The 27,000-nt window shown below is 69.9% G+C and carries 22 protein-coding genes; 12 read left to right on the plus strand and 10 right to left on the minus strand.

What is annotated here, in order from left to right; genetic code table 11:
- Positions 1–33: 33 nt before the first annotated feature.
- Both OG246_RS06070 and OG246_RS06075 read right to left on the minus strand, forming a co-directional pair.
- Positions 34–315 (minus strand): peptidase, encoded by a 282-nt coding sequence (locus tag OG246_RS06070; protein ID WP_266463893.1) that lies wholly within the window; start codon positions 313–315, stop codon positions 34–36.
- Positions 316–405: 90 nt separating this feature from the next.
- The gene (locus OG246_RS06075; protein ID WP_266456920.1) at positions 406–744 is read right to left on the minus strand and encodes an SH3 domain-containing protein; all 339 of its coding nucleotides are present in this window, start codon (positions 742–744) and stop codon (positions 406–408) included.
- Positions 745–924: 180 nt separating this feature from the next.
- Between OG246_RS06075 and OG246_RS06080 the strand changes: the two genes are divergently transcribed.
- Positions 925–3,027, plus strand: a complete 2,103-nt coding sequence (locus OG246_RS06080) for a serine/threonine-protein kinase (RefSeq protein ID WP_266456923.1) — start codon at positions 925–927, stop codon at positions 3,025–3,027.
- Between the two features lie 46 nt (positions 3,028–3,073).
- Here OG246_RS06080 and ilvD read toward each other — a convergent pair whose 3' ends face one another.
- From ilvD to OG246_RS06100, 4 genes are all read right to left on the minus strand, one after another.
- Complete coding sequence (ilvD, locus tag OG246_RS06085) at positions 3,074–4,927, minus strand: dihydroxy-acid dehydratase (protein ID WP_266456925.1); 1,854 nt, start codon at positions 4,925–4,927, stop codon at positions 3,074–3,076.
- A 246-nt stretch (positions 4,928–5,173) separates the two neighbouring features.
- Positions 5,174–5,806: a TetR/AcrR family transcriptional regulator gene (locus OG246_RS06090; RefSeq protein ID WP_266456928.1), complete on the minus strand. Its 633-nt coding sequence runs from the start codon at positions 5,804–5,806 to the stop codon at positions 5,174–5,176.
- Positions 5,803–6,627: a sugar phosphate isomerase/epimerase gene (locus tag OG246_RS06095; protein WP_266456932.1), complete on the minus strand. Its 825-nt coding sequence runs from the start codon at positions 6,625–6,627 to the stop codon at positions 5,803–5,805. The genes OG246_RS06090 and OG246_RS06095 overlap by 4 nt, the downstream gene beginning before the upstream one ends.
- Before the next feature lie 189 nt (positions 6,628–6,816).
- On the minus strand, positions 6,817–7,749 hold the full coding sequence (locus OG246_RS06100; protein WP_266456935.1) for a Ppx/GppA phosphatase family protein: 933 nt from the start codon (positions 7,747–7,749) through the stop codon (positions 6,817–6,819).
- A 197-nt stretch (positions 7,750–7,946) separates the two neighbouring features.
- Between OG246_RS06100 and OG246_RS06105 the strand changes: the two genes are divergently transcribed.
- The gene (locus OG246_RS06105; protein WP_266463896.1) at positions 7,947–8,660 is read left to right on the plus strand and encodes a hypothetical protein; all 714 of its coding nucleotides are present in this window, start codon (positions 7,947–7,949) and stop codon (positions 8,658–8,660) included.
- A gap of 33 nt (positions 8,661–8,693) precedes the next feature.
- Here the strand turns inward: OG246_RS06105 and OG246_RS06110 are convergent, their stop codons facing one another.
- Positions 8,694–10,553 carry a hypothetical protein gene (locus tag OG246_RS06110; RefSeq protein ID WP_266456938.1) on the minus strand — a complete coding sequence of 620 codons (1,860 nt, stop codon included), beginning with the start codon at positions 10,551–10,553 and terminating at the stop codon, positions 8,694–8,696.
- A gap of 207 nt (positions 10,554–10,760) precedes the next feature.
- Here OG246_RS06110 and radA point away from each other — a divergent pair, with 207 nt between their 5' ends.
- Both radA and disA read left to right on the plus strand, forming a co-directional pair.
- Positions 10,761–12,170 carry a DNA repair protein RadA gene (gene radA / locus OG246_RS06115; RefSeq protein WP_266456941.1) on the plus strand — a complete coding sequence of 470 codons (1,410 nt, stop codon included), beginning with the start codon at positions 10,761–10,763 and terminating at the stop codon, positions 12,168–12,170.
- A 71-nt stretch (positions 12,171–12,241) separates the two neighbouring features.
- Entirely contained in the window at positions 12,242–13,366 is a 1,125-nt protein-coding gene (disA, locus tag OG246_RS06120) for a DNA integrity scanning diadenylate cyclase DisA (protein WP_266456944.1), read from the plus strand.
- Positions 13,367–13,461: 95 nt separating this feature from the next.
- On the opposite strand, the gene OG246_RS06125 is transcribed toward disA, so the two are convergent.
- A complete protein-coding gene (locus tag OG246_RS06125) occupies positions 13,462–14,289 on the minus strand; it encodes a hypothetical protein (RefSeq protein WP_266456947.1) in 828 nt (275 codons plus the stop codon).
- 425 nt (positions 14,290–14,714) lie between these two features.
- Here OG246_RS06125 and OG246_RS06130 point away from each other — a divergent pair, with 425 nt between their 5' ends.
- The 5 genes from OG246_RS06130 to cseC all read left to right on the plus strand — a co-directional run bounded on the left by OG246_RS06130 (position 14,715) and on the right by cseC (position 19,410).
- Positions 14,715–15,629 (plus strand): A/G-specific adenine glycosylase, encoded by a 915-nt coding sequence (locus OG246_RS06130; protein ID WP_266456949.1) that lies wholly within the window; start codon positions 14,715–14,717, stop codon positions 15,627–15,629.
- A 288-nt stretch (positions 15,630–15,917) separates the two neighbouring features.
- Entirely contained in the window at positions 15,918–16,469 is a 552-nt protein-coding gene (locus tag OG246_RS06135; protein WP_266456951.1) for a SigE family RNA polymerase sigma factor, read from the plus strand.
- Between the two features lie 110 nt (positions 16,470–16,579).
- The gene (locus OG246_RS06140; protein ID WP_266463899.1) at positions 16,580–17,218 is read left to right on the plus strand and encodes a hypothetical protein; all 639 of its coding nucleotides are present in this window, start codon (positions 16,580–16,582) and stop codon (positions 17,216–17,218) included.
- A 39-nt stretch (positions 17,219–17,257) separates the two neighbouring features.
- Positions 17,258–17,974 (plus strand): two-component system response regulator CseB, encoded by a 717-nt coding sequence (gene cseB / locus OG246_RS06145; protein WP_266456953.1) that lies wholly within the window; start codon positions 17,258–17,260, stop codon positions 17,972–17,974.
- 8 nt (positions 17,975–17,982) lie between these two features.
- Positions 17,983–19,410, plus strand: coding sequence for a two-component system sensor histidine kinase CseC (gene cseC, locus OG246_RS06150; protein ID WP_266456956.1), 1,428 nt, complete (start codon positions 17,983–17,985; stop codon positions 19,408–19,410).
- Between the two features lie 408 nt (positions 19,411–19,818).
- Here cseC and OG246_RS06155 read toward each other — a convergent pair whose 3' ends face one another.
- Complete coding sequence (locus tag OG246_RS06155; protein ID WP_266456959.1) at positions 19,819–21,408, minus strand: MDR family MFS transporter; 1,590 nt, start codon at positions 21,406–21,408, stop codon at positions 19,819–19,821.
- A gap of 184 nt (positions 21,409–21,592) precedes the next feature.
- On the opposite strand from OG246_RS06155, the gene OG246_RS06160 reads away from it, so the two are divergent.
- Positions 21,593–22,189: a TetR/AcrR family transcriptional regulator gene (locus OG246_RS06160; RefSeq protein ID WP_266456962.1), complete on the plus strand. Its 597-nt coding sequence runs from the start codon at positions 21,593–21,595 to the stop codon at positions 22,187–22,189.
- A gap of 7 nt (positions 22,190–22,196) precedes the next feature.
- On the opposite strand, the gene OG246_RS06165 is transcribed toward OG246_RS06160, so the two are convergent.
- Positions 22,197–22,802, minus strand: a complete 606-nt coding sequence (locus OG246_RS06165) for a M23 family metallopeptidase (protein WP_266456965.1) — start codon at positions 22,800–22,802, stop codon at positions 22,197–22,199.
- A gap of 553 nt (positions 22,803–23,355) precedes the next feature.
- Between OG246_RS06165 and OG246_RS06170 the strand changes: the two genes are divergently transcribed.
- Positions 23,356–23,730 (plus strand): trypco2 family protein, encoded by a 375-nt coding sequence (locus tag OG246_RS06170; RefSeq protein ID WP_266456968.1) that lies wholly within the window; start codon positions 23,356–23,358, stop codon positions 23,728–23,730.
- Positions 23,727–26,996 carry a serine protease gene (locus OG246_RS06175; RefSeq protein ID WP_266456971.1) on the plus strand — a complete coding sequence of 1,090 codons (3,270 nt, stop codon included), beginning with the start codon at positions 23,727–23,729 and terminating at the stop codon, positions 26,994–26,996. Before OG246_RS06170 ends, OG246_RS06175 begins: the two co-directional genes overlap by 4 nt.
- The last annotated feature ends 4 nt before the right edge of the window (positions 26,997–27,000 follow it).

Genomic DNA, 27,000 nt, shown 5'->3' on the forward strand with positions numbered 1-27,000 from the left:
TGGGGTGGCGCGGGGCCCTGCCGGTGTGGTCGGTCAGGCGCAGAGAGGGGCTACGTAGCCGTCGCTGCCTGTGTTTACGTAGGCGTCCGAGACGTACTCGCCGTTTGCGATGCCGTCCCAGATGTTCGACGTGCCGTACGGGCCGGTGACCGACTGGCCCGCCTTCTGGCAGAAGATCGGGACGTGGGAGCCTTCCGGCAGGACGCGGACGATGCGGTAGGTGGTGCTCGGGCCGCTGCGGACGTTGAGACTGACACCCGGTGCGACTGGGTAGTAGCGGACAGCGGCCTCGGCCGAAGGCGAGCTCATCACCATGAGAAGGGCTGCTGTGGCGCCGGCGAACAGGATGGATCTGCGTCTCCGGAGTGTCATTTCTGTCCTCTCGGTAGCAGTACGTGTGCAGGGTCAGGCACAGCGCGGCGCGACGTAACCGTCGCTGCCCGTCTTCACATAGGCGTCCGAGACGTACTCGCCGACGCCGATGTTGTCCCAGATGTTCGACGTGCCGTATGGGCCGCTGACCGACTCCCCCGGCTTCTGGCAGAAGATCGGGACGAAGGCGCCCTTGGGCAGGACACGGACGATGCGGTAGCCGGTGCCGGGGCCGCTGCGGACATTCAAGTTGACGCCGGGTGCAACCGGGTAATAGGTCTGGGCCGCCGTCGCAGTTGCGCTCACAGCCGCCTTCGCTGCGACGGTTTCCTCGTCGCTGCTCTCGACTTCCTCAGTTCGGTCAACAGACATGAAAAGCCTCCCCCGTTGAACCCCATGACTGCCATGGGGCCCCTTTGATTCCCCTGAAACGCGCCACGCACACATGTACGTAACTCGCACTCGGAGGCTAGCAAGCCGCCTCCGTCTCGTACGAGTCATCGACTAGGCTCCGTGCGTCGCGCGCGGCGGACGAACAGCACGGGGGTTCCCATGGCGCCACAGCGGAACAACGGAGCGGGCGCGGAAGCGGAACTTCCCGAGTACGCCGGTCACTACCGGCTGGAGTCATGCCTGGGCTCCGGCGGTATGGGCGTCGTCCATCTTGCCCGGGGTACGTCGGGGATGCGGGTGGCCGTGAAGGTCGTGCACGCCCAGTACGCCAGGGACCCCGAGTTCAGGGGCCGTTTCCGGCAGGAAGTGGCGGCGGCTCGACGAGTGAGCGGTGCCTTCACGGCGTCCGTCGTCGACGCCGATCCCGAGGCAGAACGCCCTTGGATGGCGACGTTGTTCATTCCGGGACCAACTCTCGCCGACCAGGTGAAGCGGAACGGGGCCATGCCCACTGGCGAGTTGCGTCGCCTGATGGCCGGGCTCGCCGAAGCACTGCGCGACATACATCGCGTGGGAGTCGTGCACCGGGATCTGAAGCCGAGCAACGTCCTGCTCGCCGAGGACGGCCCGAAGGTCATCGACTTCGGCATTTCCCGGCCAAAAGACAGCGAACTGCGCACCGAGACAGGCAAATTGATCGGTACGCCGCCGTTCATGGCGCCCGAGCAGTTCCGCCGGCCGCGCGAGGTGGGACCCGCCGCCGACATCTTCGCGCTCGGTTCGGTGATGGTGCACGCCGCCACCGGGCGCGGGCCGTTCGACTCCGACAGCCCGTACGTCGTCGCTTATCAAGTCGTGCACGACGAGCCGGACTTGACCGGCGTACCGGAGAATCTCGCGCCACTGGTGCTGCGTTGTCTCGCCAAGGAGCCCGACGACCGTCCCACTCCTGACGAGTTGATGCGGGAACTGCGGTCGGTGGCGGCCTCGTACGACACCCAGGCGTTCATTCCGGCCCAGCGGACCATTGGTGATCCGAAGCCGGGCGGCGGCGCCCGGTCAGCCGGTCCGCGTCCCGCGAGAGCCATGAGCCGCCTCCGTAAGCGGGGGGTCCTCGCGGCCGGAGCACTCCTCCTCACCGCGGGCGCGGCTTTCGCCTCGGTTCAACTGCTCGACGGCAGCGGCGGCGTACCCGAGGACAGCAGCACGCGGTCCGCACCGGCAGGGTTCGACGCCTGGGACGCCACGCCCGGTTCCGGCAGCCAGGGCATGCCCCAATGCTCGTACGGTGGAGGGAAGTTGCTCTGCGCCCAGGTGGGGCTGCTCTCCGCTCTGGACCCGGCCGACGGCACGGTGTTGTGGCGACGCACCCTTGCCGGTCGAGATGCTCCGGACGGCCCGCCGGTCGCGGCGGGCGGGTTGGTGCACGCTCTGACGAACGAGGGAAAGGAGCTGATAGCTCTCGACCCCGCCTCGGGCGGAACGCGCTGGACGCTGGACATCTCCGCGTACGGGCGAGTTCAGTACGCGGGCGGCATGGTGCTGCTCACCCGCACCGACGGAACAGCCACCGGGGTGGACGGCGCGTCGGGTAAGCAGGTCTGGAGCCATCGGATCGCCGGCCAGAGCGCACCGAAATTTTCCTCGTTCGGCGCGGACGGACTGACCTACGCCACGAGTAAGACTGAGGACGACTCGCATACACGGGTGAGTGCGGTGGACCCGCAAACCGGTGACGTGCGGTGGGACGCCCAGCTGAAGGGCCTGCTGGAGCCGGTCGGCGAGAACGGCGGCACACTCTTCTTCACATCGGTCGACGTCTACAGCAAGACTGACGCGCTGGTCCAGTACGACCCCGAGAGCACTGTGACGCAGCGCGTGGCGCTCGCTACGGCCCTCCCCCAGGCCGTAGCCACCTCGCACGAAGGCGTCGTCTACCTTCTGGCCGTCGGCGGCGGCCTGGTGGCCATGGACATGGAGGACCGGGCGGAGAAATGGCGGCTTGAGACATCCGTCAGCCGAGGTTCCGCGCCCGTCGCCGACGACAAACACGTGTACTTCACTGCCCCCGACGGCCGACTGCTGGCGGTGGACGCCTCCAATGGAAAACTCGTCGGGCAGACGCCTGCACGACTCGGGGCGGACTCCGATCGCGTGGTGGCCGAATTGCCCCCGCCCATGATCATCGACGGTCACGTCCACGCCGCCGCCCCCGACGGAACCGTCTTCGCAGTAGACGGACACAACCCGTCAGCCTGGTGACAAGCGAAGAGGCCGCCCCAGAAGGAGCGGCCCCCGCACACAAACCTCAGCCCAGCAGTGAGACGTCCCGCACCGCACCCTTGTCCGCACTGGTCGCCATCGCCGCGTACGCGCGAAGGGCGGCCGAGACCTTGCGGTCGCGGTTCGCGGGAGCGTAGACGCCGTTCAGCGCGTCGCGCCGCGAGGCCAGCTCGTCGTCGGAGACGAGGAGCTCGATCGTACGGTTCGGGATGTCGATGCGGATGCGGTCGCCGTCCTTGACCAGGGCGATCGTGCCGCCCGAAGCCGCTTCCGGGGAGGCGTGGCCGATGGACAGGCCGGAGGTGCCGCCGGAGAAGCGGCCGTCGGTGACGAGGGCGCAGGTCTTGCCGAGGCCCCGGCCCTTGAGGAAGGAGGTCGGGTAGAGCATCTCCTGCATGCCGGGGCCGCCCTTGGGGCCCTCGTAGCGGATGACGACGACGTCGCCGTGGGTGATCTCCTTGCGGAGGATCTTGTCGACGGCCTCGTCCTGGGACTCGCAGACGACCGCGGGGCCCTCAAAGGTCCAGATGGACTCGTCGACACCGGCCGTCTTCACGACGCAGCCGTCGACGGCCAGGTTGCCCTTGAGGACGGCCAGGCCGCCGTCCTTGGAGTACGCGTGCTCGGCGGAGCGGATGCAGCCGCCCTCCGCGTCCTCGTCGAGGGCCTCCCAGCGCTCGGACTGGGAGAAGGCCTCGGAGGAGCGGACGCCGCCGGGGGCCGCGTACCACAGTTCGAGGGCCTCGGGGGACGGGGAGCCGGCTCGCACGTCCCAGGTCTTCAGCCAGTCGGAGAGCGACGGGCTGTGGACCGAGTGGACGTCCTCGTTCAGGTGGCCGCCGCGGTGCAGCTCGCCAAGGAGGGCCGGGATGCCGCCCGCGCGGTGCACGTCCTCCATGTAGTACGTGCGGTCCTTGGCGACGTTCGGCGCGACCTTGGCGAGGCAGGGCACGCGGCGCGAGACCTCGTTGATCTCGTCCAGGCCGAAGGGGACGCCCGCCTCCTGGGCGGCGGCCAGCAGGTGCAGGATCGTGTTGGTGGAGCCGCCCATCGCGATGTCCAGGGCCATGGCGTTCTCGAAGGCCGCGATGGTGGCGATGTTGCGGGGCAGGACCGACTCGTCGTCCTGGTCGTAGTAGCGGCGCGTGATGTCGACGACCGTGCGGGCCGCGTCCTCGTACAGGCCCTTGCGAGCCGTGTGGGTGGCGAGGACCGAGCCGTTGCCGGGGAGGGACAGGCCGATCGCCTCGGTCAGGCAGTTCATGGAGTTGGCCGTGAACATGCCGGAGCAGGAACCACAGGTCGGACAGGCGTTCTCCTCGATACGGAGGATGTCCTCGTCCGAGATCTTGTCGTTCACGGCGTCGGAGATCGCGTCGACCAGGTCGAGCGTACGGACCGTGCCGTCGACCAGCGTCGCGCGGCCGGACTCCATGGGGCCGCCGGAGACGAAGACCGTCGGGATGTTGAGGCGCAGGGCCGCCATCAGCATGCCGGGGGTGATCTTGTCGCAGTTCGAGATGCAGATCAGGGCGTCGGCGCAGTGGGCCTCCACCATGTACTCGACGCTGTCCGCGATCAGGTCGCGGGAGGGCAGCGAGTACAGCATGCCGCCGTGGCCCATCGCGATGCCGTCGTCGACCGCGATGGTGTTGAACTCGCGCGCGATGCCGCCGGCGGCGGTGATGGCCTCGCTCACGATCCGGCCGACCGGCTGGAGGTGGGTGTGACCCGGCACGAACTCCGTGAAGGAGTTGGCGACCGCGATGATCGGCTTGCGGCCGATGTCCGCGCCCGGTACACCGGAGGCGCGCATAAGGGCGCGTGCGCCCGCCATGTTGCGGCCGTGGGTGACTGTGCGGGACCTCAGCTCGGGCATCGTCGCTCGCTCCTTCGGAGGGAAACCGGCTCGTACGGGCCGGCAGTCGTGACTGCTGGTCGTGACTGATTCGAGCGTACGCCGGTGCTCCAAGGGCCGGACAGGGTGTCCGGTATTCGGGATGGGTGTCTCGGTCGGCGGGCACGCCCAGGTAGTCGGTCGGGCGAACAGGCGGTCGGGCGAGCGGTCGCCCAAGCGGTCACGTAAACGCTTACGTAAGCGTTTACGTGGGCGCTTGCGGTGCCGTCACGGCGCCGTGAGATGGCCCTGCACCACCGGCGCCACCCGCTCGATGATCCGCTCCACGTCGGCCGAGGCCAGCGGCTCCAGCTTGATCACGTACCGCAGCATCGCGATCCCCACCAGTTGGGCCGCCGCAAGCTCGGCGCGCAGTTCCGCGTCGGGGAAGTCGAGCTGCTGCGCGACGCGGCGCATCAGCTGGGCGACGAGGAGGCGGCGGAAGACGGCGGCCGCGGCCTCGTTGTTGAAGGCGGAGCGGACGATCGCGAGCAACGGCGTACGGGTCGTCGGGTTCTCCCAGACCCCGAACATGAAGCGGGTCAGGCGCTCGCCCACACCGTCCAGCGGGCCGTCCCCCACCGCCGTCGACGCGGCCAGGGCGGGCGCGACGGCGACCTCGATGGCCGCCTCGAAGACCTGCTCCTTGGTGCCGAAGTAGTGGTGCACGAGCGCCGAGTCCACACCCGCGGCCTTGGCGATACCGCGGACCGACGTCTTCTCGTACCCCCGCTCGGAGAACTCCTCGCGGGCCGCGTCGAGGATGCGGTCGCGGGTGGCGGGGGCCGCCTCCGTCTCCGTACGGGAAGGGCGTCCTCTGCGTCGGGGGGCGGCGGCGTCCTGGGGGCCGGCGGCCGTCACCGGCGTGGCACCTTCACCGCGGAGGCGAGGTGGAGCCGGGTGAAGGCCAGGGCCTCCGCCAGGTCGGCCTCGCGTTCGGCGCTGGACATCGCGCGGCGGGTGTTGACCTCGATGACGACATGGCCGTCGAAGCCGGTGAGCGCGAGGCGCTCCAGCAGTTCGGCGCAGGGCTGGGTGCCGCGGCCGGGCACCAGGTGCTCGTCCTTGTTGGAGCCGTTGCCGTCGGCGAGGTGGACGTGGCCGAGGCGGTCGCCCATGCGGTCGATCATGTGCATGGCGTCGGAGCGGGCCGTCGCCGTGTGACTGAGGTCGATCGTGAAGTGACGGTAGTCCTCCTTCGTCACGTCCCAGTCGGGTGCGTACGCGAGCATCTCGCGGTCGCGATAGCGCCAGGGGTACATGTTTTCGACAGCGAACCGTACATCCGTCTCGTCGGCCATCCGCCAGATCCCGGTGACGAAGTCACGGGCGTACTGGCGCTGCCAGCGGAAGGGCGGATGTACGACGACCGTGCTCGCGCCGAGTTTCTCGGCCGCCGCCTGTGCGCGCTGGAGTTTGATCCACGGGTCGGTGGACCACACGCGCTGGGTGATCAGCAGGCAGGGAGCGTGGACGGCGAGGATCGGGACCTGGTGGTAGTCGCTGAGTCTGCGCAGCGCCTCGATGTCCTGGCTGACGGGGTCGGTCCACACCATGACCTCGACGCCGTCGTACCCGAGGCGCGCGGCGATCTCGAAGGCCGTCGCCGTCGACTCCGGATACACGGACGCCGTGGACAGCGCGACCTTCGCATCCGGGATGCGCACAACTGGTTCTGCCACGAGGGACAGCGTACGGGTTGCCTCCGGCGGTTTGGCGGGGGTGGTGGGCTTTGGCCGGGGGCCGCTGGAGCCCCCGGCCTTGGCGCCTGTTCGCCGTTCTTTGGGGGTCGCCGTGGGCGGGTGCAGGTTCCATGTGGCTGAGCGCGCAGTTCCCCGCGCCCCTATCGGGGCGCGGCCCCGATGCCCCGCCTACGTCGTTGCCATCTGGTCCAGGCGTCTGAGGATCACGCCCTCGCGGAGTGCCCAGGGGCAGATCTCCAGGGTTTCCACGCCGAAGAGGTCCATCGCGCCCTCGGCCACCAGGGCGCCCGCGAGGAGCTGGCCCGCGCGGCCCTCGGAGACTCCGGGGAGTTCGCCGCGCTCGTCGGCGGTCATCGCGGCGAGGCGGGGGACCCAGTCCTGCAGGGAGCGGCGCTTGAGCTCGCGCTGCACGTAGAGGCCGTCGGCGGAGCGGGCGGCGCCGGCGATGCGGGCGAGCTGGCGGAAGGTCTTGGAGGTGGCGACCACGTGGTCGGGTGCCCCGAAGCGGCTGAACTCCCCGACCGTACGGGCGATCTGGGCCCGGACATGGCGGCGCAGCGCCCTGATGTCGGCGGGATCGGCGGGGTCGTTCGGCAGCCAGCCCGCGGTCAGCCGGCCCGCGCCGAGCGGCAGCGACGCGACGGCGTCCGGCTCCTCGTCGATGCCGTACGCGATCTCCAGGGACCCGCCGCCGATGTCGAGGACGAGCAGCTTGCCCGCCGACCAGCCGAACCAGCGGCGGACGGCGAGGAAGGTGAGCCGGGCCTCCTCGGCGCCGGTGAGGACCTGGAGCTCGACGCCGGTCTCGGCCTTGACGCGGGCGAGTACGTCGTCGGCGTTGCTGGCCTCGCGCACGGCGGAGGTCGCGAAGGGCAGCAGGGCCTCGACGCCCTTGTCCTCGGCGGCTTCCAGGGCGACCTGGACCGTCTCGATCAGTTTGTCGACGCCTTCGGGGTCGATCGCCCCGCTCGCGTCGAGCAGTTGGGCAAGCCGCAAATCGGCCTTGTGCGAGTGCGCGGGCAGCGGTCGTGCACCGGGGTGCGCGTCCACCACCAGCAGATGCACCGTGTTCGAACCCACGTCGAGGACACCGAGTCTCATATACGGAACGCTACTGCGCGTTCGACCCCCGGCCGTCCCCGGAGCGGCCTTGAGCGACTTACCCTGGACAAGTGCCAAAGACGAAAAAGGCGAAGCCCGACAAATCGGCCAAGGGTTCTTCGCAGGCGAAGGCCACCAAGTCCACGAAGTCTCCGGACAAGAGCGACGAGAAGGGGCTCGACTTCGCTCGCGCATGGGTGGAGTTTCCGGATCCCGCCGACGACGAGCAGCTCTTCCGGTGCGATCTGACATGGCTGACCTCTCGCTGGAACTGCATCTTCGGAAGCGGCTGCCAGGGCATCCAGGCGGGTCGCGCCGACGACGGCTGCTGCACGCTCGGAGCCCATTTCTCGGACGAGGACGACGAGAAGCGGGTGGCCGGCCATGTGGCGAGGCTCACGCCGGATGTCTGGCAGCACCATGACGTGGGCACCAAGACCGGCTGGGTCTCGGAGGACGAGGACGGCGACCGGCAGACCCGTCCGTACAAGGGGTCCTGCATCTTCCAGAACCGGCCCGGCTTCGCGGGTGGCGCCGGCTGCTCGCTGCACATCCTCGCCGTGAAGGAGGGCCGCGAGCCGCTGGAGACCAAGCCGGACGTCTGCTGGCAGCTGCCCGTGCGACGGACGTACGAGTGGATCGACCGGCCCGACGACACCCGCGTGCTCCAGGTGTCCATCGGTGAGTACGACCGCCGCGGCTGGGGTCCTGGCGGCCACGACCTGCACTGGTGGTGCACGTCGGCGACCTCGGCGCACGGCGCGGGCGACCCGGTGTACGTCTCGTACCGGCCGGAGCTGGTCGAGCTGATGGGCAAGGCGGGGTACGACCGGCTGGTCGAGCTCTGCGAGGAGCGGCTGTCCTCGCAGCTGCCCCTGCTGGCGCCGCATCCGGCCGACCCGGTCCACTGAGGCACCGGCACTGAGGTCCGGCGGACGCCGGGGTTACGAGGAGGGGCTCGGGTCGCCGCTGTCGCCGGGCGGCGGGGTCGAGCCCCCGGGGTCGGAGGGCGCCGGGTCGGTGGGCGTGGGCTCGGGGTCGGAAGGGGTCGGGTCGCTGGGCGTGGGATCCGGGTCAGACGGAGTGGGGTCGCTCGGCGTGGGGTCGGGGTCGGAGGGGGTCGGGGTGGTGGGGCGCGGGCCGGGGTGGTGGTTTCCGGGCCCGCCGGGGTTGGTCGGGCGCGCGGTTCCGTAACCCTCGATCGTGACCATGGAGCCCGCCGGTGCGATCGACACCCGCGCGTTCCAGGGGCCCACCGGCTCGCGAAGATGGTCGACGTACACCTTGATCGTCAACGATTCGCCCGGGGCGAGGGTTCCCGAGGACTGGCTCAGGTAGAGCCAGTGGGCGCCGGTGTGCGCGGCCCAGTGAACCGGTGAACTCCCGGACGCCGTCAGCGTGATGAGGGTCGTGTCGCCACTGTTGCCGGCCAGTACGGAGAGCTGTCCCGCGCCGGGTGCCTGGCTGCTTCCGGGGGCGCTGATGACCTCCACGGAGACGTCGGGCGAGCGGCTGCCCTTGGTGAATCGGGCGTCGGGGTCGGTGCTGGCGTTGCCCGCGTTCTGGTAGCCGCCCGGCGCCTCGCCGTCGATGCCGTCGATCCCGTCGGCGTCCTGCGCCTCGCTCGCGGTGACCGAGCGGCCGTCCGTGCCCTCGCCGGTGAGAGGCCCGCCCCGATAGGCCGCCCAGAGGGCGAGCACGGGGGCGGCGACGACGGTGGCGACGACGGTGGTCGTGACGGCACGCGCGCGTAGCCGGTCCCTTCGGGCGGCGCGGTCCTTGGGGTCCATCGGGAAACCGCGCCGGTCGAAGCGCGGAGCGCTGCCCCGCGCGCGTGGGACGTGCGCCATCGCGACGTGCAGGGCCGCGCGGGGGGCCTCCAGGACGGGGAGCGCGGCGGGCGTGACACTGGTGCCGGGCCAGGAGCCGGGGACCGCGCGCTCGGCGGTACGGCGGCAGCGCGGGCAGTCGTCGACATGCCGGACCAGCTCCCGGCGCAGGGCGGTGCCGAGCACGAGCTGGTTGTCGCCGGTGAGGCGGGCGACGCTCGGGCAGGTGCCGGTCTCCACGACGGCGAGCGCGGCGCGGGTGCGTTCGACCTCGCAGGCGGCGGAGCCGAGCAGCTCGCGCGCGGAGGCGAGGTCCATGCCGAGGACGGCGGCCACCTCGTGGGCGGCGAGCTGGTGGCGCACGGCGAGTTCGAGCGCCTCACGCTGCTCGGGGGTGGTGCCGGCGGCCTCCGGCCAGGCCAGCAGGGCGAGTTCGCTCCGGCGCTGTGCCTGGGCCTCTTCGGAGACGGGGGCGCTCAGCGCCTCGGCCGCGCGCCGGTCGGCGGCGTCCTTGTCCGCCGCCTTGTGCCGCGTCCTGCCCGTCGGCTTGGTCTTGCGCGCGGGCGTGGGGTCGCTCCCGGGGGCGCCTTTGTGGCTCGCACGCCCCCGGACGGAGGCGTGGGCTCCCTGGCGCCTGCGCCTTGTCTCGGCGAGCCTGCGCAGACAGGCCCAGCGGGCCAGTGCGTACAGCCAAGCCCTGCGGTCGCCTGCGGCCTCCGGGGCGCGCGCGCCCCGGCGCTCGGCCAGCGCGAGTACGTCCCCGAGGGCGGCGGTCGCCGCGTCGTGGTCGCACAGGACGGAAAGGCAGTAGGTGAACAGGCCGTCCAGATAGGGCTCGTAGCGCGCGGGTGGGCGCTGAGCCATGGTGGTGCGGGTCGACGCGCCACGGGGCGCGGCCGCCCGCTTGCGCGCGTCTCCGTGCGCCCGGTGTGCGCCGGTGGTGTGCGTGGAGGTCTCCGGACTGCTGCTCATCACCCGTGCGACCGTAGGCGCCAATCGGTGGCCCCTTCCTCCCCCTTGAGTACATTTAATCCGTACGGGTGAAACGATCCCTCAAAAGGGGACAGGAACCTCCCATTCCATGGCCTGGGCCTGCACGGGCGGCGATGGCAATGCCATGCCGGGCGCCCCTCGCGCACAGCGCCGACAGCGCTGTCAGTGGCCTCGGCTACGGTTCGGTTCATGGCTGTCCGTACGAAATCCGCGAAGGACCGACCGTCCTACCGCTGCACCGAGTGCGGCTGGCAGACGGCCAAGTGGCTCGGCCGTTGCTCCGAGTGCCAGGCGTGGGGGACGGTCGAGGAGTACGGCGCACCCGCTGTCCGTACGACGGCACCGGGCCGGGTCACCACGTCCGCGGTCCCCATCGGGCAGGTCGACGGCCGCCAGGCCACCGCGCGCTCCACCGGAGTGCCCGAGCTGGACCGCGTCCTCGGCGGCGGTCTCGTACCCGGCGCGGTCGTCCTCCTCGCGGGCGAGCCCGGCGTCGGCAAGTCCACCCTGCTCCTTGACGTGGCGGCCAAGGCGGCGAGCGACGAGCACCGCACGTTGTACGTGACCGGGGAGGAGTCGGCCAGTCAGGTGCGGCTCCGCGCCGACCGCATCAAGGCCATCGACGACCATCTCTATCTCGCCGCCGAGACCGATCTGGCCGCCGTTCTCGGTCACTTGGACGCGGTGAAGCCGTCCCTGCTCATCGTGGACTCCGTACAGACCGTCGCCTCCCCGGAGATCGACGGTGCGCCGGGCGGCATGGCCCAGGTCCGGGAGGTCGCCGGTGCGCTCATCCGCGCTTCCAAGGAGCGCGGCATGTCCACCCTCCTCGTCGGCCATGTCACCAAGGACGGCGCGATCGCGGGTCCCCGCCTCCTCGAACACCTCGTGGACGTCGTCCTGAGCTTCGAGGGCGACCGGCACGCGCGCCTCAGGCTCGTACGAGGGGTCAAGAACCGTTACGGGACGACGGACGAGGTCGGCTGCTTCGAGCTGCACGACGAGGGCATCACAGGACTGGCCGACCCCTCGGGCCTGTTCCTGACCCGCCGCGCGGAGGCGGTCCCCGGCACCTGCCTGACGGTCACTCTGGAGGGCCGCCGCCCCCTGGTGGCCGAAGTGCAGGCGCTCACGGTCGACTCGCAGATCCCCTCACCCCGTCGCACGACCTCCGGTCTGGAGACCTCGCGCGTCTCGATGATGCTCGCCGTCCTGGAGCAGCGCGGCCGGATCACCGCCCTGGGAAAGCGGGACATCTACTCGGCGACGGTCGGCGGAGTGAAGCTCTCCGAGCCCGCCGCGGACCTCGCGATCGCGCTCGCCCTCGCCTCCGCCGCGAGCGACACCCCACTGCCGAAGAACCTCGTGGCGATCGGCGAAGTGGGGCTCGCCGGGGAGGTCAGACGGGTCACGGGCGTTCAGCGCCGGCTCGCCGAAGCCCACCGGCTCGGCTTCACGCACGCCCTCGTCCCGAGCGATCCCGGCAAGATCCCTCCCGGTATGAAGGTCCTGGAAGTCGCCGACATGGGAGCCGCGCTGAGCGTCCTGCCGAGGTCGCGTCGTCGAGAGGCCCCACGGGAGGAGGAAGAGCGCCGGTAGACTTTGCCCTGGTCTCGCCCATCCGTACGAACCAAGGGCGGCCGGAAACCCCCCGCGACCCGAGGAGTGCAGTGGCAGCCAACGACCGGGCAGCAGCTCCCGGAAAGTCCGGTGGGAGCTCCGGTGCCGATGGCCTGATGCGCGCCGCACTGAGCGCCGTGGCACCCGGCACGGCCCTGCGCGACGGGCTCGAGCGGATCCTCCGCGGCAACACCGGAGGACTCATCGTGCTCGGGTCCGACAAGACCGTCGAGGCGATGTGTACCGGCGGCTTCGTACTGGACGTCGAGTTCACCGCGACGCGGCTGCGCGAGCTGTGCAAGCTCGACGGCGGCATCGTGATCGACAAGGACATCACCAAGATCCTGCGGGCGGGCGTGCAGCTGGTGCCCGACCCGACCATCCCAACGGAGGAGACCGGCACCCGGCACCGCACCGCGGACCGGGTGAGCAAGCAGGTCGACTTCACGGTCGTCTCGGTCTCCCAGTCGATGCGCCTGATCGCCCTCTACGTGGACGGCCAGCGCCGCGTCCTCGAAGACTCCGCCGCGATCCTCTCCCGCGCCAACCAGGCCCTGGCGACCCTGGAGCGCTACAAACTCCGCCTCGACGAGGTCGCGGGCACCCTGTCGGCCCTCGAGATCGAGGACCTGGTCACGGTCCGCGATGTCTCGGCGGTGGCCCAGCGGCTGGAGATGGTGCGCCGGATCGCCACCGAGATCGCCGAGTACGTGGTGGAGCTGGGCACCGACGGGCGCCTCCTCTCGCTCCAGCTCGACGAGTTGATCGCCGGCGTCGAGCCCGAGCGTGAACTCGTCGTACGGGACTACGTGCCCGAGCCGACCGTCAAGCGCTCCCGCACGGTCGACGAGGCGCTCTCCGAGCTCCACGCGCTCACCCACGCCGAGCTGCTCGAACTCTCCGCCGTGGCACGGGCGTTGGGCTACACCGGCTCCCCCGAGGCGCTGGACTCCGCCGTCTCCCCGCGCGGCTACCGCCTCCTCGCCAAGGTGCCCCGCCTGCCCGGCGCGATCATCGACCGCCTCGTGGAGCACTTCGGGGGCCTGCAGAAGCTCCTCGCCGCCAGCGTCGACGACCTCCAGACGGTCGACGGCGTGGGCGAGGCGCGGGCGCGCAGCGTCCGTGAGGGGCTGTCGCGGCTGGCGGAGTCGTCGATCCTGGAGCGGTACGTCTGACGTACGGCGCGCGCTTGCTGCCGTTCGGTCCGCGCTCAGTGCCGTTCGGCCCGCGCTTGGTGCCGTTCGGTTCTTGGAGAGTTCAGCCCTTGGGCTCAGTCCTTGGACAGTACGAACGACGTCTGTGCCTTCGTCAGGCCGGGCGCCTGTGCTTCCACCAGGTACGTGCCCGCGGTTGCCGAAAGCGCGGGCGGTGTGGCGCACTCGGGGGCGCTGGCCTTGCGGTCCCACTCCACCGTGTGGGTCACCTGCCCGTTGGCCGCGACGCGGTAGAGGAGACTGCCGGAACCCGTCGGGCAGTCGTCGGAGGACCAGATGTCGTCGTCGCTGCCGGCCTGAGTGATCGTCAGAACGGTGTTCTTCGGGCCGAGGTCGACCTTGCAGTCGCTGCCGGAGGAGTTCTTGGCGGTGAACTCGATCGTGGGCTTCTCGCCGGGCGCGTAGGTGTTGCGCACGCTGCGCAGCGTCAACTTCACGGCGCTCGCGGTGCAGTTGGGGAGGGTGGATCCGGCCGGGATCTGGTCCGCCGACCCTCCGGCGCCGTTGGAACCGTCGTCGGAGCCGGTGCCGCTGCTCGTACCGGAGTCGCCGGAACCGGAAGTGGACCCGGAACCGGAACCGTCTCCGGAGCCGCCGTCGGATCCGTCGCCGGAGCCGCTGTCGCCCGTGCCGGCGGTCGACTCGTCGCGCCCGCCCGGGTTTTGGCTGATCGCCGGGCCGGAGCCGGAAGGTCCCGGCGTGATCGTGGACACGGGGTTCTTCCCGTTGGATCCGTCGCCGTTGTTCGTCCCGCCTCCGCCGCCGGTGCCGACCACCCACACGATGAGCAGCGCCAACAGCGCGACCAGGGACAGCAGAACGGCCCTCCGACGCCAGTAGATGGTGGAGGGGAGCGGCCCGACCGGATTGCGCATAGATCCCACGGCGCAAACTGTACGAGAGATCCGTCGCGGTGCTTGCCCCACCCGCCGCCCCGGGTCAACTTTTCCGGATCATCATCCTGGCCGACGCGCTTACGCGGCAGTGGGGTTGGGTTTTTCGCCCCCTCCGCCCCTACCCGTCCCTTGCTTCCTGGGGGCTGCCGCCCCCAGACCCCCGCATCGCGCTGACGCGCTCGTCCTCAAACGCCGGACGGGCTAAAAGATCTCCCCCCGGCCGGGGCGAAAGATTTCAGCCCCGCCCGGCACAATCCAGCCCCTCCGGCGTTTGAGGAGCGGGGTCTGGGGCGGAGCCCCAGGAACAAGGGACGGGTAGGGGCGGAGGGGGCGAAAAAACCCACCCCAACCCCATCCACCCGGCACCGGCAAGCGCCCCCAGACACCCCCAACATGGCAGGATCGACCCCGTCATGACTGCACCCACGAAGCCCACCGCCCAGTCCACCGCCCCCGGCGAGCCCCTCCACACCCCCGTCATCGCCTGGTTCGACTCGCACGCCCGCGACCTCCCGTGGCGCCGCCCGGACGCCGGCCCCTGGGGCGTGATGGTCAGCGAGTTCATGCTGCAGCAGACGCCGGTGAACCGCGTGCTGCCCGTGTACGAGCAGTGGCTGGCCCGCTGGCCCCGCCCCGCCGACCTGGCCAAGGAGGCACCGGGCGAAGCGGTCCGCGCCTGGGGCCGCCTCGGCTATCCCCGCCGCGCGCTGCGCCTGCACGGCGCCGCGGTGGCCATAACGGAACGGCACGGCGGCGACGTACCCGCGGAGCACGCGCAGCTCCTGGCGCTGCCCGGCATCGGCGAGTACACGGCGGCGGCGGTGACCTCGTTCGCGTACGGCCAGCGCCACCCCGTACTGGACACGAACGTACGACGGGTGTTCGCCCGCGCGGTCACCGGCGTGCGGTACCCCCCGAACGCCACGACCGCGGCGGAGCGCAAGCTCGCCCGTGCGCTGCTGCCCGACAGTGAGCGGACGGCGTCCCGCTGGGCCGCCGCCTCCATGGAGCTGGGCGCACTCGTCTGCACGGCGAAGAACGAGAACTGTGAGCGCTGCCCGATCGCGGCGCAGTGCGCATGGCGGCTGGCGGGCAAGCCCGAGCACGAGGGTCCGCCCCGCCGCGGCCAGACGTACGCCGGTACGGACCGCCAGGTCCGCGGCAAGCTCCTCGCCGTACTCAGGGAGGCCGTCGCCCCGGTCCCGCAGTCCGTCCTGGACCGCGTATGGGACGAGCCGGTTCAGCGGGCCCGCGCGCTGGACGGCCTCGTCGCCGACGGGCTCGTGGAGCCGCTCCCGGGCGGTTTGTATCGACTTCCCTTGACGTAACCGACGTGACTCGTTGACGCGACGGCCGTGACCGATTGACGTGACAGCCGTGGCCGGTTGACGTAACTGACGTAACCGGCACGGCAAAACAATTTCAACCGGGACATAACAGCACCTCGTCTTACCCACCTCCTACATCCGTTACACAACCGACGGACAGCCGAGCGTTCCCCGCATGCTGTCTCGGACAACCCCGTGACAACCCCTCCGTAGCTTCATCTCAGGCAACGGACCACCGGCGGCAGGCGACAGCAGGCAGGTCGGACACGGGGATGGAGGCGGTTGATCATGGCGCACGGCGAGGTGCTCGAATTCGAGGAGTACGTCCGCACTCGGCAGGACGCGCTGCTGCGCAGTGCCCGCCGCCTGGTCCCCGACCCCGTCGACGCCCAGGACCTGCTGCAGACCGCGCTGGTACGGACGTACGGCCGCTGGGACGGCATCGCGGACAAGCGGCTGGCCGATGCCTACCTGCGGCGCGTGATGATCAACACGCGGACCGAGTGGTGGCGGGCCCGGAAGCTCGAAGAGGTGCCGACCGAGCAGCTGCCGGACGCCTCCGTCGACGACTCCACCGAGCAGCACGCGGACCGCGCGCTGCTGATGGACATCATGAAGGTGCTGGCTCCGAAGCAGCGCAGCGTCGTGGTGCTGCGACACTGGGAGCAGATGTCCACGGAGGAGACGGCTGCCGCCCTCGGTATGTCGGCCGGGACGGTCAAGAGCACGCTGCACCGGGCGCTGGCCCGGCTCCGCGAGGAGCTGGAGAACCGCGACTACGAAGAGCGCGGCGCACGCGCGCTCGAACCGAGTGAGGAGCGGGAGCGTTGCGCGGCCTAGAAAATCGGGCCAGGAGGGCTGGGTCGGCGGGACAGCCCAGAACGGCGGGGCAGGCCAGAACGGTGGGGCAGCCCAGAACGGCCGGACAGGCCAGATCGGCCGGGCAGGTTCTGAAGCAGGTCCTCAAGGCGGGGAGTGCGGCGGTTGCCGCGCTCGCCGCCCTCGGGCTTTTCCTGACCGCCTGCGCGACGGGCGGCACGGGCGCCCGCGACGAGGGCCCGGCGGGCAGCGACGCCGTGGCCGGCAAGGTGCAGACCTCCTCCGCCGCCTCCGCCGCTGCCTCCGCGACCAAGGCGCCCCAACGCGTCGACGCCGTCAAGCTCGTCCAGGACGACCCGGAGGTCAGTTCCGCGGTCAAGAGTGCCCTCAAGCCTTGCGTCGCCGACGAGTACCCGGTCGACGTGTCCTACGGGAATCTGACCGGGGGATCCGCGAACGACGTCGTGGTCAACGTGATGACCTGTGCCGATGCCGTCGGAGTCGGCTCGTACGTGTACCGCGAGAAGGACGGCAGGTTCGAGAACGTCTTCAAGGCCGAGGAGCCTCCGGTCTACGCCGAGATCGACCGGGGGGACTTGGTGGTCACCCAGCAGCTGTACGCGAAGGGCGACCCGGTGTCGTATCCCTCCAGCGAAGAAGTGATCACCTACGCCTGGTCCGCGACCCACTTCACCGAGGAGTCCCGGACCCACAACGACTACAGCAAAGCGGTGGGCGGCGCGGACGTGCCCACCCCGGCCCAGAGCTGAGAGCAAGGGATGGCAGAGCAGCGGATGGCGGAGCACCGGATGGCAGAACAGACCCACGTCCTGTTCGTCGAGGACGACGACGTCATCCGCGAGGCCACCCAACTCGCGCTGGAGCGCGACGGCTTCGCGGTCACCGCGATGCCCGACGGCCTGTCGGGCCTGGAGTCGTTCCGCGCGAACCGCCCCGACATCGCGCTCCTGGACGTCATGGTGCCCGGCCTGGACGGCGTCAGCCTGTGCCGCCGTATCCGCGACGAGTCGACCGTCCCGGTGATCATGCTGTCCGCGCGCGCCGACTCGATCGACGTCGTCCTGGGCCTTGAGGCGGGCGCCGACGACTACGTGACCAAGCCCTTCGACGGCGCCGTCCTGGTCGCCCGCATCCGCGCGGTACTGCGCCGCTTCGGACACGCGAGCGGCTCGACGAACGGCGCGGCCGCGGAGGGGCATTCCCCGGTCGCCGGCGGTGTCCTCACCTTCGGCGACGGCGACCTGGAGATCGACACGGAGGGCATGGAGGTCCGCAGAGGCGGTACGCCGGTGGCGCTGACGCCCACCGAGATGCGGCTGCTCCTTGAGTTCTCGTCGGCTCCGGGCACTGTGCTGAGCCGTGACAAGCTGCTCGAACGCGTCTGGGACTACGGCTGGGGCGGTGACACCCGCGTCGTCGACGTCCATGTGCAGCGGCTGCGTACGAAGATCGGCCAGGACCGGATCGAGACGGTCCGCGGCTTCGGCTACAAGTTGAAGGCCTGAGCAGGGGTATGCGGGGGATATTTCGACGCCGGGGACCGGGCGGCGCCAGAGGAACGGGCGCGGCCGGCGATGCGGCGAGGGCGGGTGGTACGGCGAGGACCGGTGGTGCCACGGCGAGGGCCGGGGGCACGGCGAGGGCCGGGGGCATTCGTACAGGCATCCGGTGGAAGCTCAGCGCCGCGATCGCGTTCGTCGGTGCGCTGGTGGCGATCGCGCTGAGCCTGGTCGTGCACAACGCGGCGCGGGTGTCGATGCTCGACAACTCGCGCGATCTGGCGGACGAGCGCATCCAGGTCGCGCAGCGCATGTACGAGTCGGGGCGGACGCAGGCCTTCGGGGTCGAGGTCGACGACCCGGCCATCCCGAAGGACCTGCTGGCGAAGGTCGCGCAGGGGCGGCGGGCCACGTACGTGTCGGACAACGCGAGCGGGGTGGCCGACATCTGGGCCGCCGTACCGCTCAAGGACGGCCGCGTCCTCTCGCTCCACACCGGTTTCACGGACCGCAACACCGACGTCATGACCGACCTCGACCAGGCGCTGATCATCGGTTCGATCGCGGTCGTCTTCGGCGGCAGCGCGCTCGGCGTGCTCATCGGCGGCCAGTTGTCGCGCCGGCTGCGGAAGGCCGCGGCGGCGGCGAACCAGGTCGCCAAGGGCGACACCGACGTACGTGTGGGTAACGCCATCAGCGGGGTCGTACGCGACGAGACCGACGATCTCGCGCGGGCGGTGGACGCGATGGCGGACGCGCTCCAGCAGCGCATCGAGGCCGAGCGTCGGGTGACCGCCGACATCGCGCACGAGCTGCGTACGCCGGTGACGGGGCTGCTGACGGCGGCGGAGCTCCTTCCCCCCGGCCGCCCGACCGAGCTCGTCCGCGACCGCGCCCAGGCCATGCGCACGCTCGTCGAGGACGTCCTGGAGGTCGCGCGGCTCGACGGCGCCTCCGAGCGGGCCGAGTTGCAGGACATCATGCTCGGCGAGTTCGTGTCGCGGCGCGTGGCGGCCAAGGACGCGGGCGTCGAGGTACGCGTCGTGCACGAGTCGGAGGTCACGACGGACCCGCGCCGCCTGGAACGCGTCCTGTTCAACCTCCTGGCCAACGCGTCCCGGCACGGCAAGCCGCCCGTCGAGGTCACCGTCGAGGGCCGCGTCATCCGCGTCCGCGACCACGGCCCCGGCTTCCCCGCGGCCCTCCTGGCCGACGGCCCGAGCCGCTTCCGCACAGGCAGCACCGACCGCGCAGGCCACGGCCACGGCCTCGGCCTCACCATCGCAGCAGGCCAGGCCCGAGTACTCGGCGCCCGCCTGACCTTCCGCAACATCCGCCCCCCCGGCGCCCCGGACGAAGTCCCCGCCGAGGGCGCAGTCGCAGTCCTGTGGCTACCGGAACACGCACCGACGAATACGGGCAGCTATCCGATGCTGCCGTAGGAAGCCTTCCTTCAACCCGTCCAGCCCGTCCGACGTCTGGGGACAGGATGGTTCCGTCCCGATCCCCCACCCACCCGTGGGGGCTGCGCTCTTCAGTCCCGGGCCGGGGGACATCTTTCAGCCCGTCCGGCGTCCGAGGACGAGGCAGTGCCATCCCGATCCCCCACCCACCCGTGGGGGCTGCGCTCTTCAACCCCAGGCCGGGGGAGATCTTTCAGCCCGTCCGGCGTTTGAGGACGAGCGCGTCAGCGCGATGCGGGGGCCCGGGGGCGGCAGCCCCCAGAAACGGGACGGGAAGGGGCGGAGGGGGCGAAAAAACCCCGCACCCAGCCCCGTACACGCAAAGGCGAAGGCCCCCGAGGCGGACAACACCGGGGGCCTTCGGACCAAGGAGGACCAGGACGCGGCTCAGACGGCCTCTGCAACCGCCCGCTGCGCCCCCGCGGCGTCCCCAGCCGCACCCTCCTCGGCCGGTTTCGAGGCCCCCGCCCCCTTCAGCGGAACCTCCTTCACGAACACGGCGGCCACCAGCGCGACCACAGCCACCACCGCCCCCAGCAGGAACGCGGAGTGCGTCCCGGAGGACACCGCGTACTGGTACGCCTCCCGTGCCGGCGCCGGCAGCTTCGCCAGGCTCGCCGCATCGAGCTGCGCGGACTGCTCGGTCACCTGCGACCCGAGCGCCCCGGCCCGCTCGACCATCGCGTCCGTCACCCGCTGGTTGAACAGCGCACCCATGATCGCGACACCGAAGGAGGAGCCGAGCGTACGGGCGAGGGTGCTCGTCGAAGACGCGACACCCATGTCCTTCATCTCGACGCTGTTCTGCGCGACCAGCATGGTGATCTGCATCAGGCAGCCCATGCCGGCGCCGACCACGGCCATGTACACCCCGGACGTCAGCCGGGTCGTCTCGGTGTCCATCTGCGAGAGCAGGAACAGCCCGACCGTCATGAGCGCACCGCCGACGAGCGGAAAGACCTTGTAGCGGCCGGTGTTGGTGGTGACCCGCCCGGCCACCATCGAGGTGACGAGCATCGCGCCGAGCATGGGCAGGAGCAGCAACCCGGAGTTGGTCGCGGACGCGCCCTGCACCGCCTGCTGGTACAGCGGAAGGAAGAGCGTCGCCCCGAACATCACGAAGCCGGTGATGAAGGCGATGATCGACATGAGGGTGAAGTTGCGGCTGCGGAAGATGTGCAGCGGTACGACCGGCGCGGCGGCCTTGGTCTGCACGAACACGAACCCGACGAGCGCGGCGACACCGATGCCGATGAGCTCCATGATCCGGGCGGAGCCCCAGGCGTACTCGCTGCCGCCCCAGGTGGTGACGAGCACGATGGACGTGATGCCGACGGTCAGCAGCCCCGCGCCCAGATAGTCGATCCGCCCCTCGACCCGCTTCTTCGGCAGGTGCAGTACGGCGCTGATCGCGAGGAGCGCGACGACACCGAGCGGCAGGTTGATGTAGAAGGACCAGCGCCAGCCCCAGTGGTCGGTGATGGTGCCGCCGACGAGCGGTCCGGCGATCATGGCGAGCGCCATCACGCCGGCCATCATGCCCTGGTACTTGCCACGCTCCCGCGGCGGAATGAGGTCCCCGATGATCGCCATGACGCCGACCATCAGACCGCCGGCGCCAAGCCCCTGAATCGCACGGAACCCGATCAACTGCCCCATGTCCTGGGCCATACCGCTCAGCGCGGACCCGATCAGGAAGATCACGATCGAGGTCATGAAGGCGCCCTTGCGCCCGTACATGTCGCCGAGCTTGCCCCAGATGGGGGTGGAGGCCGCGGTCGCGAGGGTGTACGCCGTCACCACCCACGACAGGTGTTCAAGTCCCCCCAGTTCGCCGACGATCGTCGGCATCGCGGTGCCCACGATCATGTTGTCGAGCATCGCCAGCATCATCGCGACCATGAGCGCGAACAGGACGACGCGCACGCTGCGAGGTTGTTTCTCGGGTTCCACTGCCACTTCGGTCTTGTCCGCCATCGTTCCCACTCCCCTGGTACAGCCGCGCCAGATGCAGCTGCCTCCGCCGACTACTTACTTGCCGCCCGGCAAGTTGACTACACTGGGAAAGTAGCCTCGCAACTAGCCGGTCGTCAAGTAAGTTTTGCTGGGCTTTACCAGCCGGTCGACCGGTAAGTTTTCAGGGAGCGCGAGGACCACGAGAATGGGCGGCACCATGGACGGCATCAAGCGACAGCGCCGCGGGGACACCCGCCAGCGCATCCAGGACGTGGCCCTCGAACTCTTCTCCGAGCAGGGCTACGAGAAGACCTCGCTGCGCGAGATCGCCGAGCACCTCGACGTCACGAAGGCGGCGCTCTACTACCACTTCAAGACCAAGGAAGAGATCCTCATCAGCCTCTTCCAGGACCTGACGCGACCGCTCGACGAGCTGATCGAGTGGGGCGCGCAGCAGCCGCACACCCTGGAGACCAAGACAGAGGTCCTGCGCCGCTACAGCGAGGCCCTCACCGGCGCCGCCCCACTCTTCCGCTTCATGCAGGAGAACCAGGCGACCGTACGAGAGCTGAGCATCGGCGAGACGTTCAAGGACCGTATGCACAGCATGCTCGACATCATCAAGGAGCCCGAGTCACCGCTGACCGACCAGGTCCGCTGCGTCAGCGCGCTCTTCACGATGCACGCCGGGATGTTCGTCCTCAGAGACGTCGAAGGCGACCCCGAGGAGAAGCGCAAGGCGGTCCTGGAGGTCGCGATCGATCTGGTGACGCGGGCGCACGGAGACGCTGCCGCTTCGTAGCCCCGTCTTAGACGGTCACGCCCTTGGCGCGCAGGAAGGCGACGGGGTCGACGGCGGAGCCGTAGTTGGCGGTCGTACGGATCTCGAAGTGCAGGTGGGGTCCGCTGGAGTTGCCGGTGTTGCCGGAGAGCGCGATGCGCTGACCGGTGGCGACGACCTGGCCGACCTTCACGTTGATCTTCGACAGGTGGGCGTACTGCGAGTAGGTCCCGTTGCCGTGCTTGATCACGATGGCGTTGCCGTACGCGGATCCGTCACCGGCGCCGTTGGCACCGGCCTTGACGACGGTACCGCCGTGCGCGGCGACGACCTTGGTACCGCTGGCCACGGCGAAGTCCTGCCCGGAGTGGGTGGACGACCACATGTTGCCGGCCTGGTTGAAGCTGGCGGACAGGGTGTACTTCTTCACCGGGTCGACCCAGGTGGCGGCCGTGGCCTTGGCGGCAGCGGTCTTCACCTGCGTGACGCTCGCCGCCGTGGCGGTGCTGCTGCTCGCGGCGGCCGCGACCCCGGCGCCCAGCACGACCGAGGCGCCGAGACCGACGGCCAGGACGGCCGCCCGCGAGCGGATCAGGGACGTACGGGACTGACGGGACGTAGCGCGCTTCGACATGGGGACCTCACGGGGGACGGGGACAGAAAGCCCACCCGAGGCACAGACACCCACCGGATGGACCTCACCTTGGTAACCCGCGCCCCCACCGACCCCCAAACAGCCGATCTACGATGGAAGGTCGTACTTGACACTGAAACTTCCACATTCTTGACAGACGCATCATCCCGTAATGAATCTTCCGTATTTTTTCCCAGAAGGGTGGTTTAACCACACTTGGAGCGGTCGCACTCCACGGGAACGGCCACGCGCGCCGACTCCCACCCGGGGCCTTGGAAGCCCTACCCGACCCCTAACCCAAAGGTCCGTTTTGTCCGTCCGACCCTCTCCACTATTCATCTTAGTAACGGACAAATCGCCTGTGGGTCATGTCACCGGGCACCGCAATCCGGGACCACGGAAATGTGATGGGGGCCACGCGGCACGGGGTCATCGACGCACAGCCATGAAACCTCGACCGGTTCGCCCACTCCCCCCAAAAGCCACTCGCTCCTCCCCCAACACCCCGTAAAATCGGTCTACTTGCGCCATGCCTGAGAGGTCCGGGGGGATCATGACCGCCACTGCGCCGCGCACCACCAACGACCTTGACGGCATCGAACTCGCCGACGCCATCGCCTCCGTCCGCGACCAGCTCATGGAAGCCGCGACACGGGCATCGGGCCAGCCCGTGTCCTTCGAAGTCGGCGCCATCGAGATGGAGTTCACCCTCGAACTGCGCAAGGAGTCGACGGGCGGCGGCAAGGTCAAAGCCTGGGTCGTCGAGGCGGGAGCCGACACCTCACGCGCGACGGGGCGAACACACCGGGTCGCCTTCACCCTCACACCACGAGACGCGCGCACCAACGCCCCGTGGCAGGTCGGCAACGAGCGGCAGGGCAGCACCTCCGCGTTCGGCCAGGTGCCCAACCCGCCCACGGCGCGATGAATCCGCCCTCCGGTCCGGCCGACCGGGCGCTGGTCGTACTGGGGGAGACACAGGGCAGCGGAGTCGCGCTCAACGGCCGCCTGGTCCTGACCTGCGCCCACGTCATCGGCGGCAGCACCACCGTTGAGATCGCCCACCCGGGCAGCCCGGAGCGGATCACCGCCAACGTCATCTGGCACCACCCCGGGCTGGACGCGGCCCTGCTGCGCGCGGACGCAGACCTTCCCTGGACCTCCCACGTCCGCATCGGCCACCTGGACACCACCCGACCGCTCCCGCAGTGCGAGATCATCGGCTACCCGGACATCCAGCGCCGGGGCCAGGAAGGTCATCTCGCCTCGGATCAGTACGCGGGCACGGTGCTGCCGGCCGCGGCCCGCCCCCGCTCCGTCCTCACCTTCGCCTTCGACCAGCCGCCCGCCGCCGAACTCCCCGACGGCCCTTCCCCGTTGGCGGGCCTCTCCGGGGCGCCCGTCTTCGCGGGCGACGTCCTGCTCGGCATCATCACGTCGATCCCCCGGGGCCGTGCCCACCTGCGCGCCGAGGGCACCCTGATCAGCGACCTGCCACGGATGCCGTACGACCTGCCGGAAAGCGAACTGATCAGTCACCACCATCCGCTGGACCGCCAGTACGAGACGGAGTACGCGCAGGCCGTCGGCGCCGCCTACCGCAACACCAAGATCTTCGGCCTCGACGATCTCACTCGCCGCGAATCCGAATGGGACCTGGACACCGCGTATCTGAGCCTGGAGGCGGCGACCCGCATCTCCGAGGCCGAAGCACGCAACCTGAGCACCACGACGACACGGCAGCGGTCGTCCCGGACGGACCGCACCCCGCAGCGCGTCGACACACTTCTGTCCACCCGCCCCCGCGTCCTGCTGCGCGGTGACGCGGGCGCCGGCAAGACCACCCTGGTCTGGTGGCTGGCCGCCCACGCCGCCGCGGGCACCCACGGCCCCAGCCTGGCCGGGCTCAACGGCCTGGTACCCCTCGTCATCCCCCTGCGGACCCTGCGCGCCCATCGCGCCGACTTCCCGTCCCCGTCCCAACTCCCGCACGCCGCACGGCTGGTGATCGACAAGCCGCCGGACGGATGGGCGGGCCGAGTCCTGCACGCGGGACGCGCTCTGCTGCTCGTCGACGGACTCGACGAGGTCCCGCAGGCCGACCGCGACGAAGCGCACCTCTGGCTGTCCAGCCTGCTGCGGCGCTACCCGGGCACGCGCTGCGTCGCCACCGTACGACCGCACGCCGTCGAGCCCGACTGGCTGGAGTCGGAGCAGTTCGAGGAGTTGCGCCTCCTGCCGATGCGCGACGACGACATCCAGACGTTCATCAAGGCCTGGCACCGCGCCGCCCGCCTGAACGAGGACGACCACGAGCTGCTGCGCGAACTGGAGAAGGACCTGTCCCAGCAGTTCCGCCACAACGCCGCCCTCAGCGACCTGGCCCGCACCCCGCTCCTGTGCGCGGTGATCTGCGCGCTCCACCGCCGTCTCCAGGGCTTTCTGCCGGAAACCCGCTTCAAGCTGTACCAGTCGGCCCTGGAGATGCTCCTCGGCAACCGCGACAAGCGCCGCCGGGTGGAAGCACCGGACGGCATCACCATGTCAGTCGAGGAACATCACCAGATCCTCCAGCGCATCGCGGTATGGCTGGTCCGCTGCGGCCAGTCCGAGTTCACCCGCGCCCAGGCCCGCCCCCAGCTGGAAGCCGCCCTGGCGGGCATGGAACGCGTACGTGGCCAGGGCACCGTTGAGGCGATCTTCACGCACCTCCTCAACCGTTCGGGTCTGCTCCAGGAACGTGCCGAGGACTCCTACCAGTTCATCCACCGCACCTTCCAGGACTACCTCGCCGCAAAGGAACTCGTCGAGAGCGGCTCCCTGAGAGAACTCGTCCGCAATGCCGACGACGAACTCTGGCAGGACGTCATCCTCATGGCGTCGGGCCATTGCCGCCGCGAAATCCGGGAGTTGCTCACCGGACTCCTCGCCAAGGCGGAAGCCCTGGCCCCTTCCGATCGCCTGCGCACCCAGCTCCTCGTACTCTCCGCCCTCTGTTCCGAGCACGCGGCATGGCTGGAGACGGATCTGCACGACCGCATCCGCGACCACATCACCGACCTCTTCTCGTCCTACACCTCCGGCAGCGCTGGGGTGGAGGGCGGCCAACTGGTCCGGCTGGGGCCCTACATCCTGCCGCTCCTGCCCCCGGCCGACGAAATGGAGGCCGCTCAGCAATACCAGGTCGCAAACCTTGTGGGCAGAATCGGGGGATCCGAGGCCATTCCCTATGCGCGTCACTTCGCCGCCAATCCGCGAACGAGCCCTGCGGCGATCTACCGGCTCAACGGCATGTGGGACAACTTCCCGGCCGAGGAGTACGCGCGCGAGGTGCTCGCACACGTACATCGGCTGCCCGCTCGCCCCTTGCCCGTGACCACCAAAGAGCAGCTGTCCTTGCTGCACCTGTTGCCCGGCGCCAACAACCTCCGGCTCACCGGCCCCTTCTCCTCCAAGGAGATCCAGGCAGCGCGGCTCCCGGAGATCCGGATGCTGACCCTGCTCAGAATGCCGGTCCTGGAAGACCTGGCCTTCCTCGGCGATCAGACAGAGTCCCTCAGGATGCTGAGCCTGTCTTCCTGCCCATCGCTCACGGACATCTCGCTGCTGGCTCGGATGTCTGCTCTGAGCTCCATCGATCTCCAGCTCCAGCACCTCCCCGCCCAGGCACTGGAGTACGTACAAGCCGTCCCTGGTCTCAGGTCTCTGACGTTCACCGCCGCCCACCTCACCGCGGTCGACTCCATCCCCGTCCACCCGACCGTCACCCGTCTCGAACTCCACGTCGAACGACTGGTGGACACGACAGGCCTTGAGGCATGGGAGTCGCTGACCGACATCACCCTGCCCTTCCCGCTGTACCTCACCAGGTTCTGGGACTGCGTACGCGAGATGGACCGGATCACCCACGTCAGCACATCGGTTCACTCTCTGTCCGACCTGCGCCATTTGCGCCCGCTGCCCCGAGTCACAAACGTTTCGCTCACGGGGATCGTGGACTGGAGCGACACCGCCGTCCTGCCCTCGCTGTTCCCGGCACTCTCCTCCCTGTTGCTCGGCCTTCTTCCGAAGGGGCGCGGTGAGGTAGTGGATCTACGTCCACTGCACTCGCTGCCGGACCTCCAGTTGTCCCTCTCAAAGGCCTCCCCCGTGCGCGCCATCGGAGGCGAACGCTTCGGCATCGCGGCCGGTTGAACGG

It is taken from the genome of Streptomyces sp. NBC_00620 (assembly GCF_026341825.1).
In the GTDB taxonomy this organism is placed as follows: domain Bacteria; phylum Actinomycetota; class Actinomycetes; order Streptomycetales; family Streptomycetaceae; genus Streptomyces.